17 protein-coding genes are annotated in these 16,231 nt (G+C 64.3%); 9 read left to right on the top strand and 8 right to left on the bottom strand.

What is annotated here, in order from left to right:
- Positions 1-28 precede the first annotated feature (28 nt).
- From VF769_RS10385 to ccrA, 3 genes are all read right to left on the bottom strand, one after another.
- Positions 29-976, bottom strand: coding sequence for a hypothetical protein (locus VF769_RS10385; RefSeq protein ID WP_331008332.1), 948 nt, complete (start codon positions 974-976; stop codon positions 29-31).
- A gap of 161 nt (positions 977-1,137) precedes the next feature.
- Complete coding sequence (locus VF769_RS10380; protein ID WP_331008331.1) at positions 1,138-1,593, bottom strand: pyridoxamine 5'-phosphate oxidase family protein; 456 nt, start codon at positions 1,591-1,593, stop codon at positions 1,138-1,140.
- Positions 1,594-1,652: 59 nt separating this feature from the next.
- A complete protein-coding gene (ccrA, locus tag VF769_RS10375) occupies positions 1,653-2,924 on the bottom strand; it encodes a crotonyl-CoA carboxylase/reductase (RefSeq protein ID WP_331008330.1) in 1,272 nt (423 codons plus the stop codon).
- Positions 2,925-3,109: 185 nt separating this feature from the next.
- Between ccrA and VF769_RS10370 the strand changes: the two genes are divergently transcribed.
- From VF769_RS10370 to VF769_RS10345, 6 genes are all read left to right on the top strand, one after another.
- Complete coding sequence (locus VF769_RS10370) at positions 3,110-4,483, top strand: L-serine ammonia-lyase (protein WP_331008329.1); 1,374 nt, start codon at positions 3,110-3,112, stop codon at positions 4,481-4,483.
- A 124-nt stretch (positions 4,484-4,607) separates the two neighbouring features.
- Entirely contained in the window at positions 4,608-4,871 is a 264-nt protein-coding gene (locus VF769_RS10365) for a GlsB/YeaQ/YmgE family stress response membrane protein (protein ID WP_331008328.1), read from the top strand.
- Between the two features lie 101 nt (positions 4,872-4,972).
- On the top strand, positions 4,973-5,644 hold the full coding sequence (locus tag VF769_RS10360; RefSeq protein WP_331008327.1) for an STM3941 family protein: 672 nt from the start codon (positions 4,973-4,975) through the stop codon (positions 5,642-5,644).
- A gap of 41 nt (positions 5,645-5,685) precedes the next feature.
- The gene (locus VF769_RS10355; RefSeq protein WP_331008326.1) at positions 5,686-7,659 is read left to right on the top strand and encodes a protein meaA; all 1,974 of its coding nucleotides are present in this window, start codon (positions 5,686-5,688) and stop codon (positions 7,657-7,659) included.
- A complete protein-coding gene (locus VF769_RS10350; RefSeq protein ID WP_331008325.1) occupies positions 7,652-8,197 on the top strand; it encodes a class I SAM-dependent methyltransferase in 546 nt (181 codons plus the stop codon). Before VF769_RS10355 ends, VF769_RS10350 begins: the two co-directional genes overlap by 8 nt.
- A 100-nt stretch (positions 8,198-8,297) precedes the next feature.
- On the top strand, positions 8,298-8,975 hold the full coding sequence (locus VF769_RS10345; RefSeq protein WP_331008324.1) for a hypothetical protein: 678 nt from the start codon (positions 8,298-8,300) through the stop codon (positions 8,973-8,975).
- On the opposite strand, the gene ftsA is transcribed toward VF769_RS10345, so the two are convergent.
- From ftsA to VF769_RS10330, 3 genes are read right to left on the bottom strand one after another with little or no spacing between them, the layout of a single operon-like run.
- The gene (gene ftsA / locus VF769_RS10340; RefSeq protein ID WP_331008323.1) at positions 8,972-10,309 is read right to left on the bottom strand and encodes a cell division protein FtsA; all 1,338 of its coding nucleotides are present in this window, start codon (positions 10,307-10,309) and stop codon (positions 8,972-8,974) included. The genes VF769_RS10345 and ftsA overlap by 4 nt on opposite strands.
- On the bottom strand, positions 10,309-11,268 hold the full coding sequence (locus VF769_RS10335; RefSeq protein WP_331008322.1) for a cell division protein FtsQ/DivIB: 960 nt from the start codon (positions 11,266-11,268) through the stop codon (positions 10,309-10,311). The genes ftsA and VF769_RS10335 overlap by 1 nt, the downstream gene beginning before the upstream one ends.
- A complete protein-coding gene (locus VF769_RS10330; RefSeq protein ID WP_331008321.1) occupies positions 11,256-12,170 on the bottom strand; it encodes a D-alanine--D-alanine ligase in 915 nt (304 codons plus the stop codon). The genes VF769_RS10335 and VF769_RS10330 overlap by 13 nt, the downstream gene beginning before the upstream one ends.
- A 389-nt stretch (positions 12,171-12,559) precedes the next feature.
- Here VF769_RS10330 and VF769_RS10325 point away from each other — a divergent pair, with 389 nt between their 5' ends.
- Positions 12,560-12,901, top strand: coding sequence for a c-type cytochrome (locus VF769_RS10325; protein WP_331008320.1), 342 nt, complete (start codon positions 12,560-12,562; stop codon positions 12,899-12,901).
- Positions 12,902-13,022: 121 nt separating this feature from the next.
- A complete protein-coding gene (locus tag VF769_RS10320) occupies positions 13,023-13,715 on the top strand; it encodes a hypothetical protein (protein ID WP_331008319.1) in 693 nt (230 codons plus the stop codon).
- Here VF769_RS10320 and murB read toward each other — a convergent pair.
- On the bottom strand, positions 13,712-14,641 hold the full coding sequence (murB, locus tag VF769_RS10315) for a UDP-N-acetylmuramate dehydrogenase (RefSeq protein WP_331008318.1): 930 nt from the start codon (positions 14,639-14,641) through the stop codon (positions 13,712-13,714). The genes VF769_RS10320 and murB overlap by 4 nt on opposite strands.
- A gap of 98 nt (positions 14,642-14,739) precedes the next feature.
- Here murB and VF769_RS10310 point away from each other — a divergent pair, with 98 nt between their 5' ends.
- Positions 14,740-15,108, top strand: coding sequence for a DUF6491 family protein (locus VF769_RS10310; protein WP_331008317.1), 369 nt, complete (start codon positions 14,740-14,742; stop codon positions 15,106-15,108).
- Here VF769_RS10310 and VF769_RS10305 read toward each other — a convergent pair.
- A complete protein-coding gene (locus VF769_RS10305; RefSeq protein ID WP_331008316.1) occupies positions 15,105-15,974 on the bottom strand; it encodes an HAD family hydrolase in 870 nt (289 codons plus the stop codon). The genes VF769_RS10310 and VF769_RS10305 overlap by 4 nt on opposite strands.
- Positions 15,975-16,231: the final 257 nt, after the last annotated feature.

The following is a 16,231-nucleotide window of genomic DNA, read 5'->3' as shown; positions in this document are numbered from 1 at the left end:
CGTTGAGACGATCTGGTATGGGATCGGCTTAGTTGGACTTTTCGCCGTAGAAGCGGCGGTGGCGGCGCGGGGCCGGCGCGGGCGCTGGCTCTTCAGCGACAACGACCGGGGCAACCACAGGCGCTTCCGCAACCGGGGTCGGTTCCGGCGCCGGCGCCACGAAGGCCGCCGGTTGAGCCGAGGCGCGGCTCGGGCAAGGCGTGCCGGCTTCTTCCATCGCTTCGCGGACATCGGGGTCCACGCACATCAGCGCGGTGGCGGCGTTGTGATAGCCAAGCGCAACCAGCTGACGCGAGTTCTTCAGGCGTTGGCAGTTGCGATCACGCCAGGTCGTGCCGATCGACAGACCAAAGCTGATGCCTTGCGCACCGACCGAGCTTGAGCCCATGCAGGTGTCTTCGCCCGCGGTGAGGCCGGCGGCGTACGCCGTGTTCACCGGATCGCGCGGCGTGTTGTTGTTGACGTTGACCGTCTGGCTCGAATTGTTCGAGTTCGAATTGTCAGCGCTGTTGGTGTTGCTGTTCGACGCTGTCGCCGAACCGCCGTTCGCCGTCACCGTGTTCGAGTTCGACGCGTTGTTCGTGTTCGAGTTCGAGGCGTTAGCCGAGTTGTTGTTGGTGTTGGCGTTGTTGTTCGTGTTGTTGTTCGTGTTCTGGTTCCAGTTTTGATTGGTGTTCTGGTTCCAGTTTTCGTTCCGGTTCTCGTTCCAGTTTTGGTTCTGGTTCTGGTTCCAATTTTCGTTACGATTCTCGTTGCTGTTCGAGTTGTCGTTACGAATGCTGTTGTTGTTGGTGGCGTTGCCGCCCTGCGCCCAGGCATTGGCGTTCGCGTTGGCGTTGGCCGACGGCGATCCGCTGCAATTGTAGTGGCACTGATTGCCGCCGCCATGATTGGTGCCGCCGGCGGACGCCGCCGGCGCGAAGGCGACGACGCTGATCACAGCGGCGGTCGCCAGAACTTGTTTCGCGAAACCCACTTGTATTCTCCCAGCTTTCATAAGCTTCGGAGGCCGCTGTGCATGTGCGGCGCCGCGGGATTCGATCAATCCGGCACGCAAAACCCCTGCCGCGCGTATGTCCCGAGACCTGCTTGTATCGTTTAGGGCCGATAACCAAACCGGCGCCGCGCCAGGTCTGGTTAAACCGTCAGGAGGTCGACGTGGCCGAAGCCCTTTGAATAATCGAGCACGGAAATGATCTCCGCGTCGATCCGGAAGAGCGCCATCTCAAAGCCGGCGCCGACATCCACGAATTGCGATATTTGCGGAAATTTCTTCGCCATGAGCGCGCCGACCCGCGCCGCCTCATCGCTCGCCGTCACGCGCTGCGCCCGCCCGCCGATGGAAACGCCGCGGATCGCAGACCAATCGCCATCGTAGGGGCAATTGACCGTGACCGAAACGCGATTGTCCCGGGCGATGTTCTGCGCCTTCTGGCTCTCCGCGTTCGTTCCGAAATACACCGCGAGCCCGTCATTGGCGAAGCTGACCGTGGTCGCCTGCGGCCAGCCGTCGGCGCGCAGCGTGGCGACCGTCAGATCGGCCGCTTCATCCAGGATCGACACGACAAAGTCGCGCTGGGCTGGGTTAAGCATGGGAGCCTCCTTTGGTTAAGGAGCGCTCCCTTGCCGCATGCCGCATTGAGCTGGCGCAATCAGCCCCGCGCGTCGCTGGCTTCCAGCACTTCTTCCCAGGTGCGCATACCCGAACGCTGCGCGTTCACCAGCACGGCCATGTTGCCTGGCGCGTGCTTGTTATCGAGCATCTTCTCGTGCGCGTCCGGGATCTTGTCCCAGGCGAACACTTCCGACATCGCCGGATCGATCCGGCGGTCGATCACGAGCTGGTTGGCCTGGCTGGCGTGATAGAGGTGGGCGAAGTGCGAACCTTGCACGCGCTTCTGGTGCATCCAGAGATAACGCGCGTCCATGGTCAGATTGTAGCCCGTGGTGCCGGCGCAGATCACAACCATGCCGCCGCGCTTCACGATGCGCACGGAAACCGGGAAGGTCTGCTCGCCCGGGTGCTCGAACACGATGTCGGGGTCCTTGCCGCCGGTGATGGCGCGCACGGCTTTGCCGAACTTCGCCACCTCTTTCATATATTCGGGAAAGCCCTCGCCATTCACCTTTGGCAGCTGGCCCCAGCAATCGAAGTCTTTCCGGTTGAGCACCGCCTTCGCGCCCATCGAGAGCACGTAATCTTTCTTGCTCTCATCGGAGACGACGCCGATCGCGTGGGCGCCGCTGACCGCGCAGAGTTGCGTCGCGAACACGCCGAGGCCGCCCGAGGCGCCCCACACCAGCACGTTCTGGCCGGGCCGGAGCACGTTCGGACGCCAGCCGAACAGCATGCGATACGCAGTCGCCAGGGTGAGCGTGTAACACGCGGCCTCTTCCCAGGTGAGATGCTTCGGCCGCGGCATCAGCTGGCGCGCTTGCACCTTGCAGAATTGCGCGAAAGAGCCGTCCGTCGTCTCGTAACCCCAAATGCGTTGGCTGGGCGAGAACATCGGATCGCCGCCATTGCATTCTTCGTCGTCGCCATCGTCTTGATTGCAGTGGATGACGACTTCGTCGCCGGGCTTCCAACGCTTCACCTTTGAGCCAACAGCCCACACGATGCCGGAGGCGTCGGAGCCGGCAATGTGATAAGGTTGCTTGTGGCCATCGAGCGGGCTGAGTGGCTGGCCGAGCGCGGCCCATACGCCATTATAATTCACGCCGGCCGCCATCACGAGCACGAGCACTTCGTCCTCGCCGATCGTGGGCACTGGCACTTCTTCCAGCTGCATCGCCGTCGCGGGGCGGCCATGCCGCTCCTTGCGGATAGCCCACGCCCACATGGTTTTGGGCACATGGAATTGGGGCGGAATCTCCCCGATATCGTACAGGTCCTTGACGGCTTTCAGGTTCGGCTGGGCCATGGAGCGCTCTCGCGATTTATGCTGCAGCGCACAATGGGACATCTTTTAGGCAAGTCGTCAATGCCCTGGCGCTGCAAGCGGCGCCGCCGCGTCGTTTTCCCAACGTCAAGCAGCGTAGCGGTTGCCAACGCGCACGTGTAAGCAGCGCAAGCGCCGACCGCGCGTTCGGGAAATAGCTGCCGCCCATGCTTTCAGTTCTAGACCTTTTTCGCGTCGGCATTGGGCCCTCGAGTTCCCACACGGTCGGCCCCATCCGTATCGCCAAGCGTTTCGTCGATAGTCTCGAGCGCGCGCGCACGCGCGCCGCCACACAGCGCATCGTCGTCGAACTGCAAGGCTCGCTGGCACTCACGGGCGCCGGTCACGCCACGCCAAAGGCTGTCATCCTGGGCCTTGCCGGTCTTGAGCCTGAGACTCTCGACCCCGCCGAAGCCGATCGCATCGTCGCGCATGTGCATGCACAGAAGCAGATCGATTTGCCCCACGGCGGCGTCATCGCGTTCGATCCAGAGCAAGACATCGTCTTCGCCTACGATGTCATGCCCAAGCTGCACCCCAATGGCATGAAGCTCACCGCCTATGACGCCAACGGCGCCGTGCTGGCGAGCGAAGACTATTACTCGACCGGCGGCGGCTTCATCGCCACGCGCCGCCAGCTCGAAACACCCGTCGACGGCGACCTCATCCCCTCACGCATCAGCGTGCCGCATCCCTTCGGCTCCGCCGCTGAATTGCTCGAGGCCTGCGACCGCACTAACGCGAGTGTCGCCGACATCATCCTCGCCAACGAAGACGCGATGCGTCCACGCAGCGAGACCGAAGCCAAACTCGATCGCATTGGCGAGGTCATGCGCGCTTGCATCGAGCGCGGCCTGCAGCGCACCGGCGAACTCCCCGGCGGCCTCAAAGTCCAGCGCCGCGCGCCAGAGCTCTGGCGCAAGATGAGCAGCGCTGGCGCAGCCAACGAGCCTGAACGGCTCTTCGATTGGCTCAACGTCTATGCGATGGCCGTGAACGAAGAGAACGCCGCCGGCGGCCAAGTCGTCACCGCGCCCACCAATGGCGCCGCCGGCATCATCCCCGCGGTGCTGCGCCATTATTGCAGCGAAGGCGACGTGCAGGCGAAGACGCGCACGTTCCTTCTTACCGCTGGCGGGGTTGGCCTGCTCTACAAACAGCGCGCCTCGATCTCCGGGGCCGAGATGGGGTGTCAAGGCGAAGTCGGCGTCGCCTGTTCGATGGCCGCCGCCGGGCTCGCCGCCATATGGAGCGCGACGCCGCAACAAGTCGCCAACGCCGCCGAGATCGGCATGGAGCACAATCTTGGGCTCACCTGCGATCCCGTCGGCGGGCTTGTGCAAATCCCCTGCATCGAGCGCAACGCCATCGGCGCGGTCAAAGCGGTCAACGCCGCGCGTCTCGCACTCCACACCACCGGCGCCACCAAAGTGTCACTCGATCAAGTCATCGAGACCATGCGCCAAACCGGCCTCGACATGTCGTCGAAATACAAGGAAACCAGCCAAGGCGGTTTGGCCGTGAATGTGGTGGAGTGTTGAGGACATATCGCACTGCACAAGAGCGCCACTTTGGATGAGCGCGGTATGACGCGGCATTTGCCCTAAAGTGTGCTACCATTGTTGAGTCCGCACGATATTGGCGCGCGGACCAACGGAGGCGCTTATGACCCTTGAAACGCTGATCGTTTGGTTGATCGTTGGTGCGGTCGCTGGCTTCCTCGCCGGCCTGATCGTCAAAGGCTATGGCTTCGGATTAATCGGCAACATTGTGATTGGCATTCTGGGCGCAGTCCTCGCCGGCTGGCTCTTGCCGCAGCTGGGCTTAGGCTTCAGCGTGGGCGGACCGCTCGTCACATCAATCCTCTATGCCGTCATCGGCGCGGTCGTGCTGCTGATCCTCATAGGATTGGTGCGACGCGCGAGATAGGAACGGCGCTATCCACGCCTGTTCCAAGCGAGTGGCGTTGACAGGCGCCGATACGTCGATAGTCCCTGGGTACGACAGTTCGCACAACACCACCCAGACTCATGAATCGCGGCAAAGACATTCTGCTCACCCTCGGCAGCCTCGCCTTCGTTGCCATCGGCATATTCCTGCTGATCAAAGGCGATCCCGAAGATCGCCTCATGGCGCTCGGGGTGACGCTCTTTTTCGGCGCCTGCGCGCTTGTCGGCGGATTGCAGCTCCTGCCGCACCAGCGCGCCGCGCTTGATGCGCAAGGCGGGCTCACCATCCAACCCGATCGCATCCAACTCGCGGGCATGGCCATCGCCGCGATCGGCATGGCGGTCGGCTGCGGCATCTTCGCGCCGATCGCCGCCTCCGAGAACAGGCAGGTCATCTCGCTCGTCGGTTATGCCGGCGCTGTCTTCTTCGGCCTCGGCGGCGTCTTCATTTTGTGGCGCGTGTTCACAGATAAACCGCTCGCCCGCATCGACCAGGACGGCGTGCGCACCTTCGGCGTCGGCGCATGGTCACTCGCCTGGCGCGATATAAGCGGCGTCAGCAGCGGTGCGATCGCGGGCCAACTTTTCCTCGCCTTCGACACTGACACCGCACGCATTCTGCCGACCGCCGGGCCCGGCTATACGCTCGGCGTGCATGGCTCGCGGCTGAGGTTTGAGGATTTGCAGAGCATCGTTCTCGACCTCTGGCAGCGTCACCGCGACGCTTCAGCGCCTGCTGCACTGCAACATTAAGCTTGCCGCCATGGCGCGGCGCATGCTTCCTTGCGCGCGCCATGACCGCGTTCCAGCACGCCCCCGACAGCCCTTGGATTTTCCGCACCTATGCGGGCCATTCGACGCCGGCTGAATCCAACAAGCTCTACCGCGCCAATTTGGCGAAGGGTCAAACTGGGCTTTCCGTCGCTTTCGATCTGCCGACGCAGACAGGCTACGACAGCGACCACATCCTCGCGCGCGGCGAAGTCGGCAAAGTCGGCGTACCGATCGGGCATCTCGGCGACATGCGTGCGCTGTTCGATCAGATCCCGCTCGAACAGATGAACACGTCGATGACGATCAACGCGCCGGCCGCTTGGCTGCTTGCGCTCTATGTATCGCTCGCCGAGGAACAAGGCGCCGATCCGCGCAAGCTCACCGGCACGACGCAGAACGACATTCTCAAGGAATATCTCTCGCGCGGCACCTACATCTTCCCGCCAGCGCCGAGCCTCAAACTCACCGCCGACACGATCGCCTGGAGCCTCGACACGATTCCAAAATGGAATCCGATGAACGTCTGCTCGTACCATCTGCAGGAAGCCGGCGCGACGCCCGAACAAGAGCTCGCCTTCGCGCTCGCGGACGCCATCGCCATTCTCGACGGCGTCAAAGCCCGCGGCGAAGTCGCGCCCGAGCGCTTCGCCGATGTGTTTAGCCGCATCTCGTTCTTCGTGAACGCCGGCATGCGCTTCGTCACCGAGCTCTGCAAAATGCGCGCGTTCACCGCGCTCTGGGAAGAAATCGGCCGCGAACGCTATGGCGTCACCGACGAGAAGGCGCTGCGCTTCCGCTATGGCGTGCAGGTCAATTCGCTCGGTCTCACCGAGCAGCAAGCGGAAAACAACGTCTATCGCATCCTGCTCGAAACACTCGCCGTCACACTCTCCAAAAACGCCCGCGCCCGCGCCGTGCAATTGCCCGCTTGGAACGAAGCGCTCGGCCTGCCGCGCCCGTGGGATCAGCAATGGTCGCTGCGCATGCAGCAAGTGCTCGCCTACGAAACCGATTTGCTCGAGTTCGAAGACATCTTTGACGGCTCAAAAGTCATAGAGGCCAAGGTCGCGCAATTGATCGAAGGCGCGCGCACCGAACTCGCGAAGATCGAAGCCAGTGGCGGCGCGGTCGCCAATGTTGATTACATGAAAGGCGCGCTGGTCGAGTCCAATCGCCGCCGTATCGAGCAGATCGAGGCCGGCAAGCAGAAGGTCGTCGGCGTCAACGCCTTTACCGGCGGCGAGCCCTCGCCGCTCGAAGCCGGCGAGAAGAGCATTCAAACAGTGGATCTCGCCGTCGAAGGCGAACAGATCGCCCGCCTCAAGGCTTGGCGCTCCGCGCGCGACGGCAAAGCCGTCGAAGCCGCGCTAGCGTCGTTGCGCGCGGCAGCACAAGAAGAAAAGAACATCATGCCAGCGTCCATCGCCGCCGCGAAAGCGGGCGTCACCACCGGCGAATGGGCGGCGACGCTCCGCAAAGTCTATGGCGAATATCGCGGCCCCACCGGCGTCGCCGTCGTCATCGAGTCCAGCGGCGAAGACATCGACGCGGTGAAGCAAGATGTCGCCGCCCTCAGCGAAAAGCTCGGCCGCACGCTCACCTTCCTCGTCGGCAAACCGGGCCTCGACGGCCATTCCAACGGCGCCGAGCAGATCGCCGCCCGCGCCCGCGCCGTCGGCATGGACGCGATCTACGAAGGCATCCGCCTCACGCCCGCCGAGATCGTCAAAGCCGCTAAGGAAAAGCAGGCGCACGCCGTCGGCCTCTCCATCCTCTCCGGCTCGCATCTCGATCTCGTGCAGGAAGTCGTGCGTCTGATGCGCGCCGAAGGCTTGGACAATGTTCCCCTCATCGTCGGCGGCATCATCCCGCCGGCTGATGCGCTCGCTCTGCGCCAAATGGGCGTCGCCGGCGTGTACACGCCCAAGGATTTCCGCATCACCCAGATCATGGGCGACGTCGTGAAGCTGGTGGCTGCGAAAACGAGTGCGTAAAATCCAAGCGATGGCGCCGGCGCGCATCAAGTGGGCGATTGAGCTCATGGAGATCGAGCCGAAGCACAACATTTTCGAAATCGGCTGCGGCAGCGGCATTGCCGCCCAGCGCATCTGCCCCTTGCTCGGGCGCGGCTCCTATATGGGGCTCGACAAATCGCCCGCCGCCATCAAAGCCGCGCTAGCGCGCAACGCCGCCTACACGAAGGCCGGCCGCTCCATCTTCATCGAAGCGCCGCTCAACGTGTTCGATCGCGAACCCGCTCTGTTCGATCGCGTCTTCGCCGTGAACGTAAACCTGTTCTGGACCGACGCGTACGATCCCAAAACTGACATCCGCCGCATCGTCACCAAGCGCGGCGTGTTCGTGCAAGTGTACGAACCGCCCAACGCCAACCAACGCCGCGGCATCGCCCGCGCCGCGGCCAAGAACGCTGACGAGCTGTTTGAGAACGTCACCACCAAGATGACGACACGCGGCGGCGCCGGGCTCGTCGCCATCATCGCCAGCGCACCTAAGAAGCGCGCGACCGTCTAGCGCAAACGCCCGGGCAAAATCCGCGAACGACTCGCAGTTCCGGATCTCCGCTTGCATCAGCATCACGGGCGCCTAGCATCCTCGATGGGGAGAAGGCGCGATGTCAGACAAGAAGCCGCTCAATCGGCGTTCATTCATGAGCCGCGTCGGCGGCACGCTGATCATCGGCGGCGCAGCTGCAACCGTGACGGGTTGCGCGACCGCCACCGGCGGCGCTTATGGCGGTGGCTACTACACAGGCCGCACCGACGCCGATTCCGGCGCTTACGCGGATCGCGCCGGCTATGGACGCAGCGGCGTCACCGACAACGACCCGAGCGACCGCGCCGGCTACGGGCGTGGCGGCTATGCGGGCGTCACCGATCAAGACACGGGCGCTTACGCCGACCCTGCCGGACGCGGACGCGGTTCGAGCGGCGTCACCGATAACGATTCAGGCCCGTACGCCGACCCCGCCGGTCGTGGCCGCGGCGGTCGCACCGGCATGACCGATAACGATTCTGGCCCCTATGCCGATCCCGCCGGACGCGGTCGCGGCTCGGGCGGCCAAACCGGCTACACAGACAACGATTCCGGTCCATATGCGGATCGCGCCGGCTACGGACGTGGCGGGCGCGGCTATGGCGGCGGCAGCGGCTACACCGACAACGACAGCGGCGCGTACGCCGACCGTGCCGGCTATGGCCGCGGTGGCTCGCGCGGCTACACCGGCGTCACCGATAATGACAGCGGCCCGAACGCCGACCCCGCCAATTACGGGCGCGGCGGCCGCCGCTAGAAATTATCGCGCAACCAATTCCAAGCTTTGCCCATGGTGTCGCGCATCATCGACGCCACATGCGCCAAGCTCGGCGCGAAATGATCTTCGACGTCGGCGAGCTGTGGGTTGTCGAAGCGATGACGCAACAAGCCAGCGCTCGCCGCATAGCCCGGCCCCGCTTCGTATTGATCGAAGCCGCACAGATCATGCGGACGGCCCAGCCGCACCGGCATGCCCAGCACTTCCGCCGCTAATTCACGTACGCCCGGCATTTGCGCGCCGCCGCCCACAAGGATCGCGCGTTGCGGACCAGCCGCGCCCGAGAAGCCCGCGCGCGACAATTGCTGACGCGCCAGCAACAGCATTTCCGTCAAACGCGGCGTCAGCGTATCGACGATCACGCCGCGCAACGTCGTCGCCGCTTCCAAGCGCCCGTCCAAACCAAGCTTGGGCGCCGACACTGCTTCACGCGGATCGCACGCATTGCCGACAGCGCCGAAATGCAATTTCACGCGCTCGGCCGCGGCGAACGTCGTTTGCAGCTTCGCCGCCAGATCGCGCGTCATACGCACGCCACCGCCACACGCGACAGTCTCAGCGTAAACCAAGCCTTCAGCCGCATACGCCGCCAAGCCGATCGAGCCCGCGCCCAGATCGACAACAAGCGCGCCCATCTCGCGTTCTTCGGCCGTCATCACCGCAAGCGCCGCCGCTTGCGGCGCCGCGACGATCTCTTCGATTTCGGCGCCCGCCGCGCGTACGCACGATTTCAGCGCGCTCACAGCTGCATCCGGCGCGGTCACGATGCAGGCTTCAACCGCCAGCGTCTTGCCGCTCAAGCCATAGGGATCGTCGATCGGCTCGCCATCGTCGACCATGTAGCGCAGCGGTTCGATGTGCAGCACCGCCAGGTTCGGCGTCGGGCTCGCTTGCATCGCCGCGTTGATCGCCGCGTCGATGTCACGGCCGGTCACCGCGCCGCTCTTCAAACGCACCGCGCCGCGCGAAATGCGCGACGCCACACCCGGCCCCGAATACGACGCCACGACACGACGGATCGGCGCGCCAGCCATCGCCGCCGCCTCTTCGATCGAAACTTGAATAGCGCGCGCACACGCATCGAAATCCGCCGGCTTGCCGCTGGCGATCGCCGGCGCGGTTTGCACGCCAATACCCAACACGCGCATTGGCCGGTCCGGGTGCATTTCCAGCACTGGGTCGCGGCGCGCGGCCAAGCACACGGTTTTCGCCACACCCACATCCAGTGTCGCCACCAGAGGCGCCAAGGCTTCACGCGGCGCATCCTCGCGCGGCGCGCGCGTTTCGCGGACGGGGTCGTAAGCCAGAGCCATCACGCGCCTCCCAGAAGAGGCCGCAAGCCGCCGGCCAGCACCGGATGCACGCGAATGGCGACACGGTTCGGCACGCGCATATCGATCTGCGCCAGCGGGCGGTCGAGCAGCGCGTGTTCCGTCTGCAATTGTTCGAGTTGCGCCAGCGCCGCTTCCGGATGCTCCTCCGGCAGCGCCACCGTCGTCCCGCTCGTCAGTTCAACATTCCAGCGGCGATCGCCCACGCGCACCAGCGCACGCAAGTGCGCGCGAACCTGCGGCAGGCTCTCGAGCGCCGCCAGCATCGGCGGCGACGCGGGGCCGGCGCCTTGACCCACCACGAGCGGCAAATGCGCATGGTCCGCCGCGCGCTCGGTGAGCAAACGCTCGCCGTTCGCATCGATCACGGAAATCTCGCCATCTTCCTGCCAGCGCGCATATTCCTGACGGCGCTCGACTTCGATCAGCATGTCGTTCGGCCACAGGCGGCGCACGCGCACGCCCTGCACCCAATCCAGGCTCTCCACCCGCGTCTTCACGTCAGCGGGGTTGAGCGCGAGGATCGATTGACGCCCCTCCGGCACGATCAGCGCGCGCACCTCAGCCGCACGCGCCGGCGAAATTGCCGATGCGCCTTCGATCGTCGACACTTCAATCTCGTCGATCGCGAAACCCACATTGGCCGCCGCGCCATCCGCCGCGCGCGCAAACGCTTCGCGCACGTCAAACAGCGACGATCCAAGCCACGCCGCGCCGGCAACGCCAGCGCCCAGGAAAAACACCGCCCCGGTCAGCGCCAGCATCAGACTCTTGCCCGACACTTTCACGTCGTCGGGCGCTAAGCCGCCGCTCAATTTGATCTGCGCCAAGCGCGGCATCGAGCTCATCGACGGCGGCGGCACGGCTTTGCCACGGCGCGACCGCGGATGATCAGCATGCTGATTGCGCCCCGAGCGGCGCGCCCCTCTTACCGCTGGCATGACGCGTCTCCCAGGATCCAGGCGACGATGTCGTCATACGACATGCCAACATAAGCGGCTTGCTCCGGCACGAGCGACGTCGGCGTCATGCCCGGCTGGGTGTTCACTTCCAGCAGCGCGATCACATCGCGTTTGGGATCGTAACGGAAATCCGAGCGGGACACGCCGCGGCAGCCCAAAGCATGGTGCGCCGCTTCCGCGGCGCGCATCAATTGGTCTGCAATTGTCTGCGGAATTTTCGCCGGAATTTCGTGACGCGAGCCGCCTTCGGAATATTTCGCGTCGAAATCGTACCATTCGCCGGCCGGCAAAATCTCCGTCACCGCCAGCGCGCCGCGATCGTGCATCACCGCGACCGTCAGCTCTTGGCCGTCGATGAATTCTTCCACCAACACGTCGTCGCCGAAGGTCCAGTCCGGATCGAGCAATTGTTCGGGCGGGCGATTGGCGCCTTCGCGCACGATATAGACGCCGACCGACGAGCCCTGCGCGTTCGGCTTCACCACGTACGGCAGCGGCATCGGGTGCGCCTTGGCCGCCTCGTGGCGATCCATCAGCTTGCCCTTAGCCAGCGGCAGCCCGGCTTGCGCGAACACCGCCTTGGACTTGTCCTTATCCATCGCGATCGCCGACGCGAGCACGCCCGAGTGCGTGTAAGGAAGCTTTAAATATTCGAGCACGCCTTGCGTGCGGCCGTCCTCGCCCCATTCGCCGTGCAGCGCGTTGAACACCGCGTCTGGGCGCACGTCCGCGAGTTCGGCGATCCAGCCGGGATTCTGCGGATCGATTTCAATGACATCATGGCCAAGCCGGCGCAGCGCCGCCGCGCACCCAGCCCCGGAGCTTAAGCTCACAGGCCGTTCAGGGCTTAACCCCCCAAGAAGAACCACCACGCGCGCCATGTTCTGCGCCTCGAGACTAACCGACCAACCAACCAGCGCCCGGATCGACGCGTTTTCGCGCTCATTCCGAGAGTGTCATAATGAAACGCCTTGGGGTTAAGGCATCATGAGGGCGAGGCTCTTAGTTGCTGATTTTCATGGTAAATTTCCGTTCAACAGGATTGAGCTGGCTTAACCACATCACCGCGCGCATTGGCGTCCTCTATCCTTGGCATCCAATCAATCGATTGGATGAATACGCCGCGCGAAAACATTCTGCGGCATCCTCCCCGCACATCTCCTGTGTGCGAACGCGCGCTGGGCTGAGAGGCCGGCGCGCGTTCTTTTTGCTCCATCGCAATGCCGGGCCATTCGGCTGCATGATGCTGGCGGCATGAGTGGAGGCAGTGATGAGAGCCACAGGCATTCTGGGTCTCGCCGCATTGGCCCTGGCGCTGACGGCGTGCGCTACGCCGGAAGACGTCGCCGACCGTGAAACCGCGCGCCAAGCCGCACGCGGTCAAGCTTACGCGATCCAGAATTGCGCCGCCTGCCACGCCATCGAGGCCTACCAGGAAACTTCGCCCAATCCCGACGCTCCGGCGTTTGCGGAGGCGGCGCGCATGCCCGGCATGAACCGCCGCGCCCTCAATGCTTGGCTCAACACCCCCCATCCGAGCATGCCGAACCTCATTGTGCCGCCGGAACAGATCGACGAGCTGTCGGCCTATATTTCAACGCTCGAGAACTGACCGTGGTCGCGCACTGGAGCGGCGCCCGGCGCCGTGGAAATGGGCGCCCGTTTGAAGAGTTCACGCGACGCCGCCCGCCCACTTGGCGCCGCCACGCGAAGCCGGCCAGCGTCGCGTTCGCATGTCAGAACCCGTCGTCATTCTCGCGCCCAACGCCGCCGCCCTCAAACACGCACGCCGCGTCGCGGGCGATCTCTCCAAGCTCGGCTTCAAGGTCGAGGGCTGCGATGGCCGCATCACCGGCGCCGAAGTCGATCAAGCGCACAAGGTCGTGCTGCTCTGGACCAGCGGCCAAGCGCGCGGCCCCGCGCTCCGCGCCGCCGCACGCCGCGCCAAAGCCAACGGCAAACTCGTCACCGTGCGCGTCGATTCCACGCGCCCGCCGAAGGAAGCGGGCCGCGCCGTAAAGCTGCCGCGCGGCAGGCAAACCACGCGCGCATGGCGGCGTCTGCTCGGCCCGCAATCGCCGACGCCCGCGCAAACGCCCATCCGCCCCGCGCCGCGTAAACTCGAAAAGCGCGCGCGCCCGATGCGCGAACGCAGAGCCGCCGCGTCCACGACAGCGCCGACGTCATCAAAAGCTGCGACCCCGCCACCGAGGCCACAGACCATCGCCGCAAAGCCCGCACCCATGAAAGCGGCAGCGCCGCCGATCAGCGAAAAGCCAAAGCAGCGCGGCATAGGCGTGTTTGGCGTGTTGGTGACAACACTCTTCGTCGGCGCGCTCATCGCACTCGCCGCTGGCGCCGTCTTCTACGTCCGCGATCCCGGCTTCGCCGCGCAGGTCAACGCCTTCGCTGAGAGCTTGGATTAAGGGCGCCCCACGCGCTTGATTTCCCAATTCAGCTCAACGCCGTGCTTGGCCTTCACGGCCGCGCGCACGTCTTCGCCCAAGCCTTCAATATCGGCGGCTGTCGCTTCGCCCGTATTGATGAGAAAATTCGCGTGCTTCTCGCTCACTTGCGCGCCGCCGCGCTGGGCGCCGCGCATGCCCGCTTCATCGACCAGCTTCCACGCCGACAGCTTCTCGCCGCTTTCCAATTCCGGATTCTTGAACGTCGAGCCGCCCGTTTTCTCCCGGATCGGCTGCGACGCTTCGCGCCGCGCCGTGATCTCGTTCATGCGCGCTTGCACCGCTTCAGGACTGTCACGACGTCCCCGAAACACCGCCTGCATCCAGATGATCTTCCCGTCGAAGGCGCTATGGCGATAGGTGAAGCCCATATCTTCGACGCTGAACGTGCGCATCTCGCCAGTGCGATCAAAGCCCCACGCGGATTCCAACACGTCCTTCGTCTCGGCCCCATAGCAGCCTGCGTTCATGGTCAGCGCACCGCCGATCGTGCCAGGAATGCCGGCGAAGAATTCCAACCCCGCCACGCCCGCTTTCGCCGCGGCTTTCGCCACCATCGAGTCCAGCGCGCCGGCGCCGGCGACAATGCGCGCCTCAGGCGCATCGACGCTGTCAAAGTCGGCGACGATCTGGGCCCATTGCCGACCCGCCAAGCGGATCACGACGCCCGGCACGCCGCCATCGCGCACGATCACATTGGAGCCGACCCCCAAGACCGTGATCGGAATCTCTTCCGGCAACGCCCGCAGGAAGTCGGCCAAATCCTGTTCATCGGCCGGGATGAACAGCGCCTCCGCCGGCCCGCCGACACGAAACCAGGTAAACGGCGCAAGGCTCTCCCCACGCAGGATTTGTCCACGGACCGGCGGCAGGGCGAGTTCACTCATTCTTGATGCCGTATCGCAGGGATTTGAGCGCCGTCAACGCGCTGGGCGCCTCGCCGCCTGCAACTGACCCGTACATACTGGCGTTAAAGGAGTCCCCGATGAAACGTATGGGAATTGCCATCATCGCCGCTTTCGCGCTCTCCGCCTGCGCCACCAGCGAAAGCACCGAGACGACGTCCGCCGCCCGCGATTGCTTCCGCGCCGAGGACGTCAGCGGCTATAGCGTGATTGACGACCACAATATCGGCGTGCGCGTCGGCGCCAGCCGCAATTACGTGCTCTCCACCACCTGGAACGCGCGCGACCTCGACTGGACGCACGCCATCGCCATCCGCTCCAGCGCCGGCTTCATCTGCACCGGCAACGGCTTGGGCGTCGAAATCATCGGCGGCGAACCGCAGCAACGCTATCCCGTGACCAGCATCACCCGCGCGACCACGGATCAACCCGAGCCCACCGGCTCCTAAGCGCTGACCTTCAGCCCGGCGCGCAGAGCAATCCGGCCGAGCGCGCCTTTCACGATCACATCGAGCTGGCTCTTCGGCTGATAATCCGCCGGCGCTACGTAGCTCACGCGATCTTCCGCGATCAGCCGCGAAATCTTGTCCAACGAACGCGGCTCGGTCCATTGATACGGATCGAGCACCGCGATCGCGCAACCGCCTTGCTGTGTCACCATCCGCATCGACGGGATGTCGGTGTCGCCATCGCCGATAAAGATCATGCGCTCGAACGGCAGCGCGCGCGCATCGTCATGCACCCAGCGATTGATCGAGTCCGTATCCCAGACATTGTCGATGCCTTTGTTGATGCGGAACAGGAATTGCGTCTTGGTCGTGTAATTGATCGCCACACTCGGCCATTTCGCTTCGCCGTTCTTGTCGTAAAGAAAGCGCGAGGCGAACACGTTGCGAAACCGCGGAAACAGCGGGCAACCCTCGATCATCTCGTAAATGCCGGACGAGACGACGTAATGATCGAGCTGCAGTCCCAAATCATCGGCGAACGCGTCGACGCGATCGAACCAATGATCGAGCCCATCGAAGAAATCCGGATCGGCGCCGGTCTCCTGCAATTGCTTGCGCGTCACCGGATGCCCCGCGGCGCGCGCGCGATCGAGCATCAGATGCATGTAAACCAGGATCTCGTCCGCATCCTCGGCCTTGGAGAGGCGCTTCACCTCAAGCCAAAAGTCCGGATGCTTCATGCCGGCGATGTCGGGGATGAAGCTGCGCTCCTGCAGATTGCCCCGCGCCAACGTGCCGTCGAAGTCATACACAATCGCCGCCCGAAGCGGTTCGCGGATGCGCTTACGTGATGCCGTATCAGCCATCCCACCCGGCTGCCCAGAGTCGGGGGAGTCGTCAAATGTTGCACTGGCGAATTGATAAAGCGCCCCCGTCATCCCGTGGCTCGCGCAGCGAGAACCCGGGACCCAGGGCAACCAGCGCGTCGTTTGCCCTGGGCCCCGGGTTCGCTCTCGCTTCGCGAGATCACCCCGGGATGACGGCCGGCGCACTCAGCTCCCGTTCAGCGCACAATCCAATATGATGCACCCGCTACCTCGGAGACCATCTGTGCACATTCTCA

The sequence above is a fragment of the Vitreimonas sp. genome (genome assembly GCF_036392335.1).
Lineage (GTDB): Bacteria > Pseudomonadota > Alphaproteobacteria > Caulobacterales > Aquidulcibacteraceae > Vitreimonas.
This window is presented reverse-complemented; position numbering and strand designations above follow the sequence as displayed.

Excerpts from the sequence above, each read along its gene's own strand:
- ftsA (WP_331008323.1), bottom strand. The coding sequence starts at position 10,309 with ATGGCTCTGGCTTACGACCCCGTCCGCGAAACGCGCGCGCCGCGCGAG.
- VF769_RS10355 (WP_331008326.1), top strand. The coding sequence starts at position 5,686 with ATGACCGCGTTCCAGCACGCCCCCGACAGCCCTTGGATTTTCCGCACC.
- VF769_RS10310 (WP_331008317.1), top strand. The coding sequence starts at position 14,740 with ATGAAACGTATGGGAATTGCCATCATCGCCGCTTTCGCGCTCTCCGCC.
- VF769_RS10335 (WP_331008322.1), bottom strand. The coding sequence starts at position 11,268 with ATGCCAGCGGTAAGAGGGGCGCGCCGCTCGGGGCGCAATCAGCATGCT.
- VF769_RS10380 (WP_331008331.1), bottom strand. The coding sequence starts at position 1,593 with ATGCTTAACCCAGCCCAGCGCGACTTTGTCGTGTCGATCCTGGATGAA.
- VF769_RS10365 (WP_331008328.1), top strand. The coding sequence starts at position 4,608 with ATGACCCTTGAAACGCTGATCGTTTGGTTGATCGTTGGTGCGGTCGCT.
- VF769_RS10330 (WP_331008321.1), bottom strand. The coding sequence starts at position 12,170 with ATGGCGCGCGTGGTGGTTCTTCTTGGGGGGTTAAGCCCTGAACGGCCT.
- VF769_RS10360 (WP_331008327.1), top strand. The coding sequence starts at position 4,973 with ATGAATCGCGGCAAAGACATTCTGCTCACCCTCGGCAGCCTCGCCTTC.
- VF769_RS10305 (WP_331008316.1), bottom strand. The coding sequence starts at position 15,974 with ATGGCTGATACGGCATCACGTAAGCGCATCCGCGAACCGCTTCGGGCG.
- VF769_RS10370 (WP_331008329.1), top strand. The coding sequence starts at position 3,110 with ATGCTTTCAGTTCTAGACCTTTTTCGCGTCGGCATTGGGCCCTCGAGT.
- VF769_RS10320 (WP_331008319.1), top strand. The coding sequence starts at position 13,023 with ATGTCAGAACCCGTCGTCATTCTCGCGCCCAACGCCGCCGCCCTCAAA.
- VF769_RS10345 (WP_331008324.1), top strand. The coding sequence starts at position 8,298 with ATGTCAGACAAGAAGCCGCTCAATCGGCGTTCATTCATGAGCCGCGTC.
- ccrA (WP_331008330.1), bottom strand. The coding sequence starts at position 2,924 with ATGGCCCAGCCGAACCTGAAAGCCGTCAAGGACCTGTACGATATCGGG.
- VF769_RS10325 (WP_331008320.1), top strand. The coding sequence starts at position 12,560 with ATGAGAGCCACAGGCATTCTGGGTCTCGCCGCATTGGCCCTGGCGCTG.
- murB (WP_331008318.1), bottom strand. The coding sequence starts at position 14,641 with ATGAGTGAACTCGCCCTGCCGCCGGTCCGTGGACAAATCCTGCGTGGG.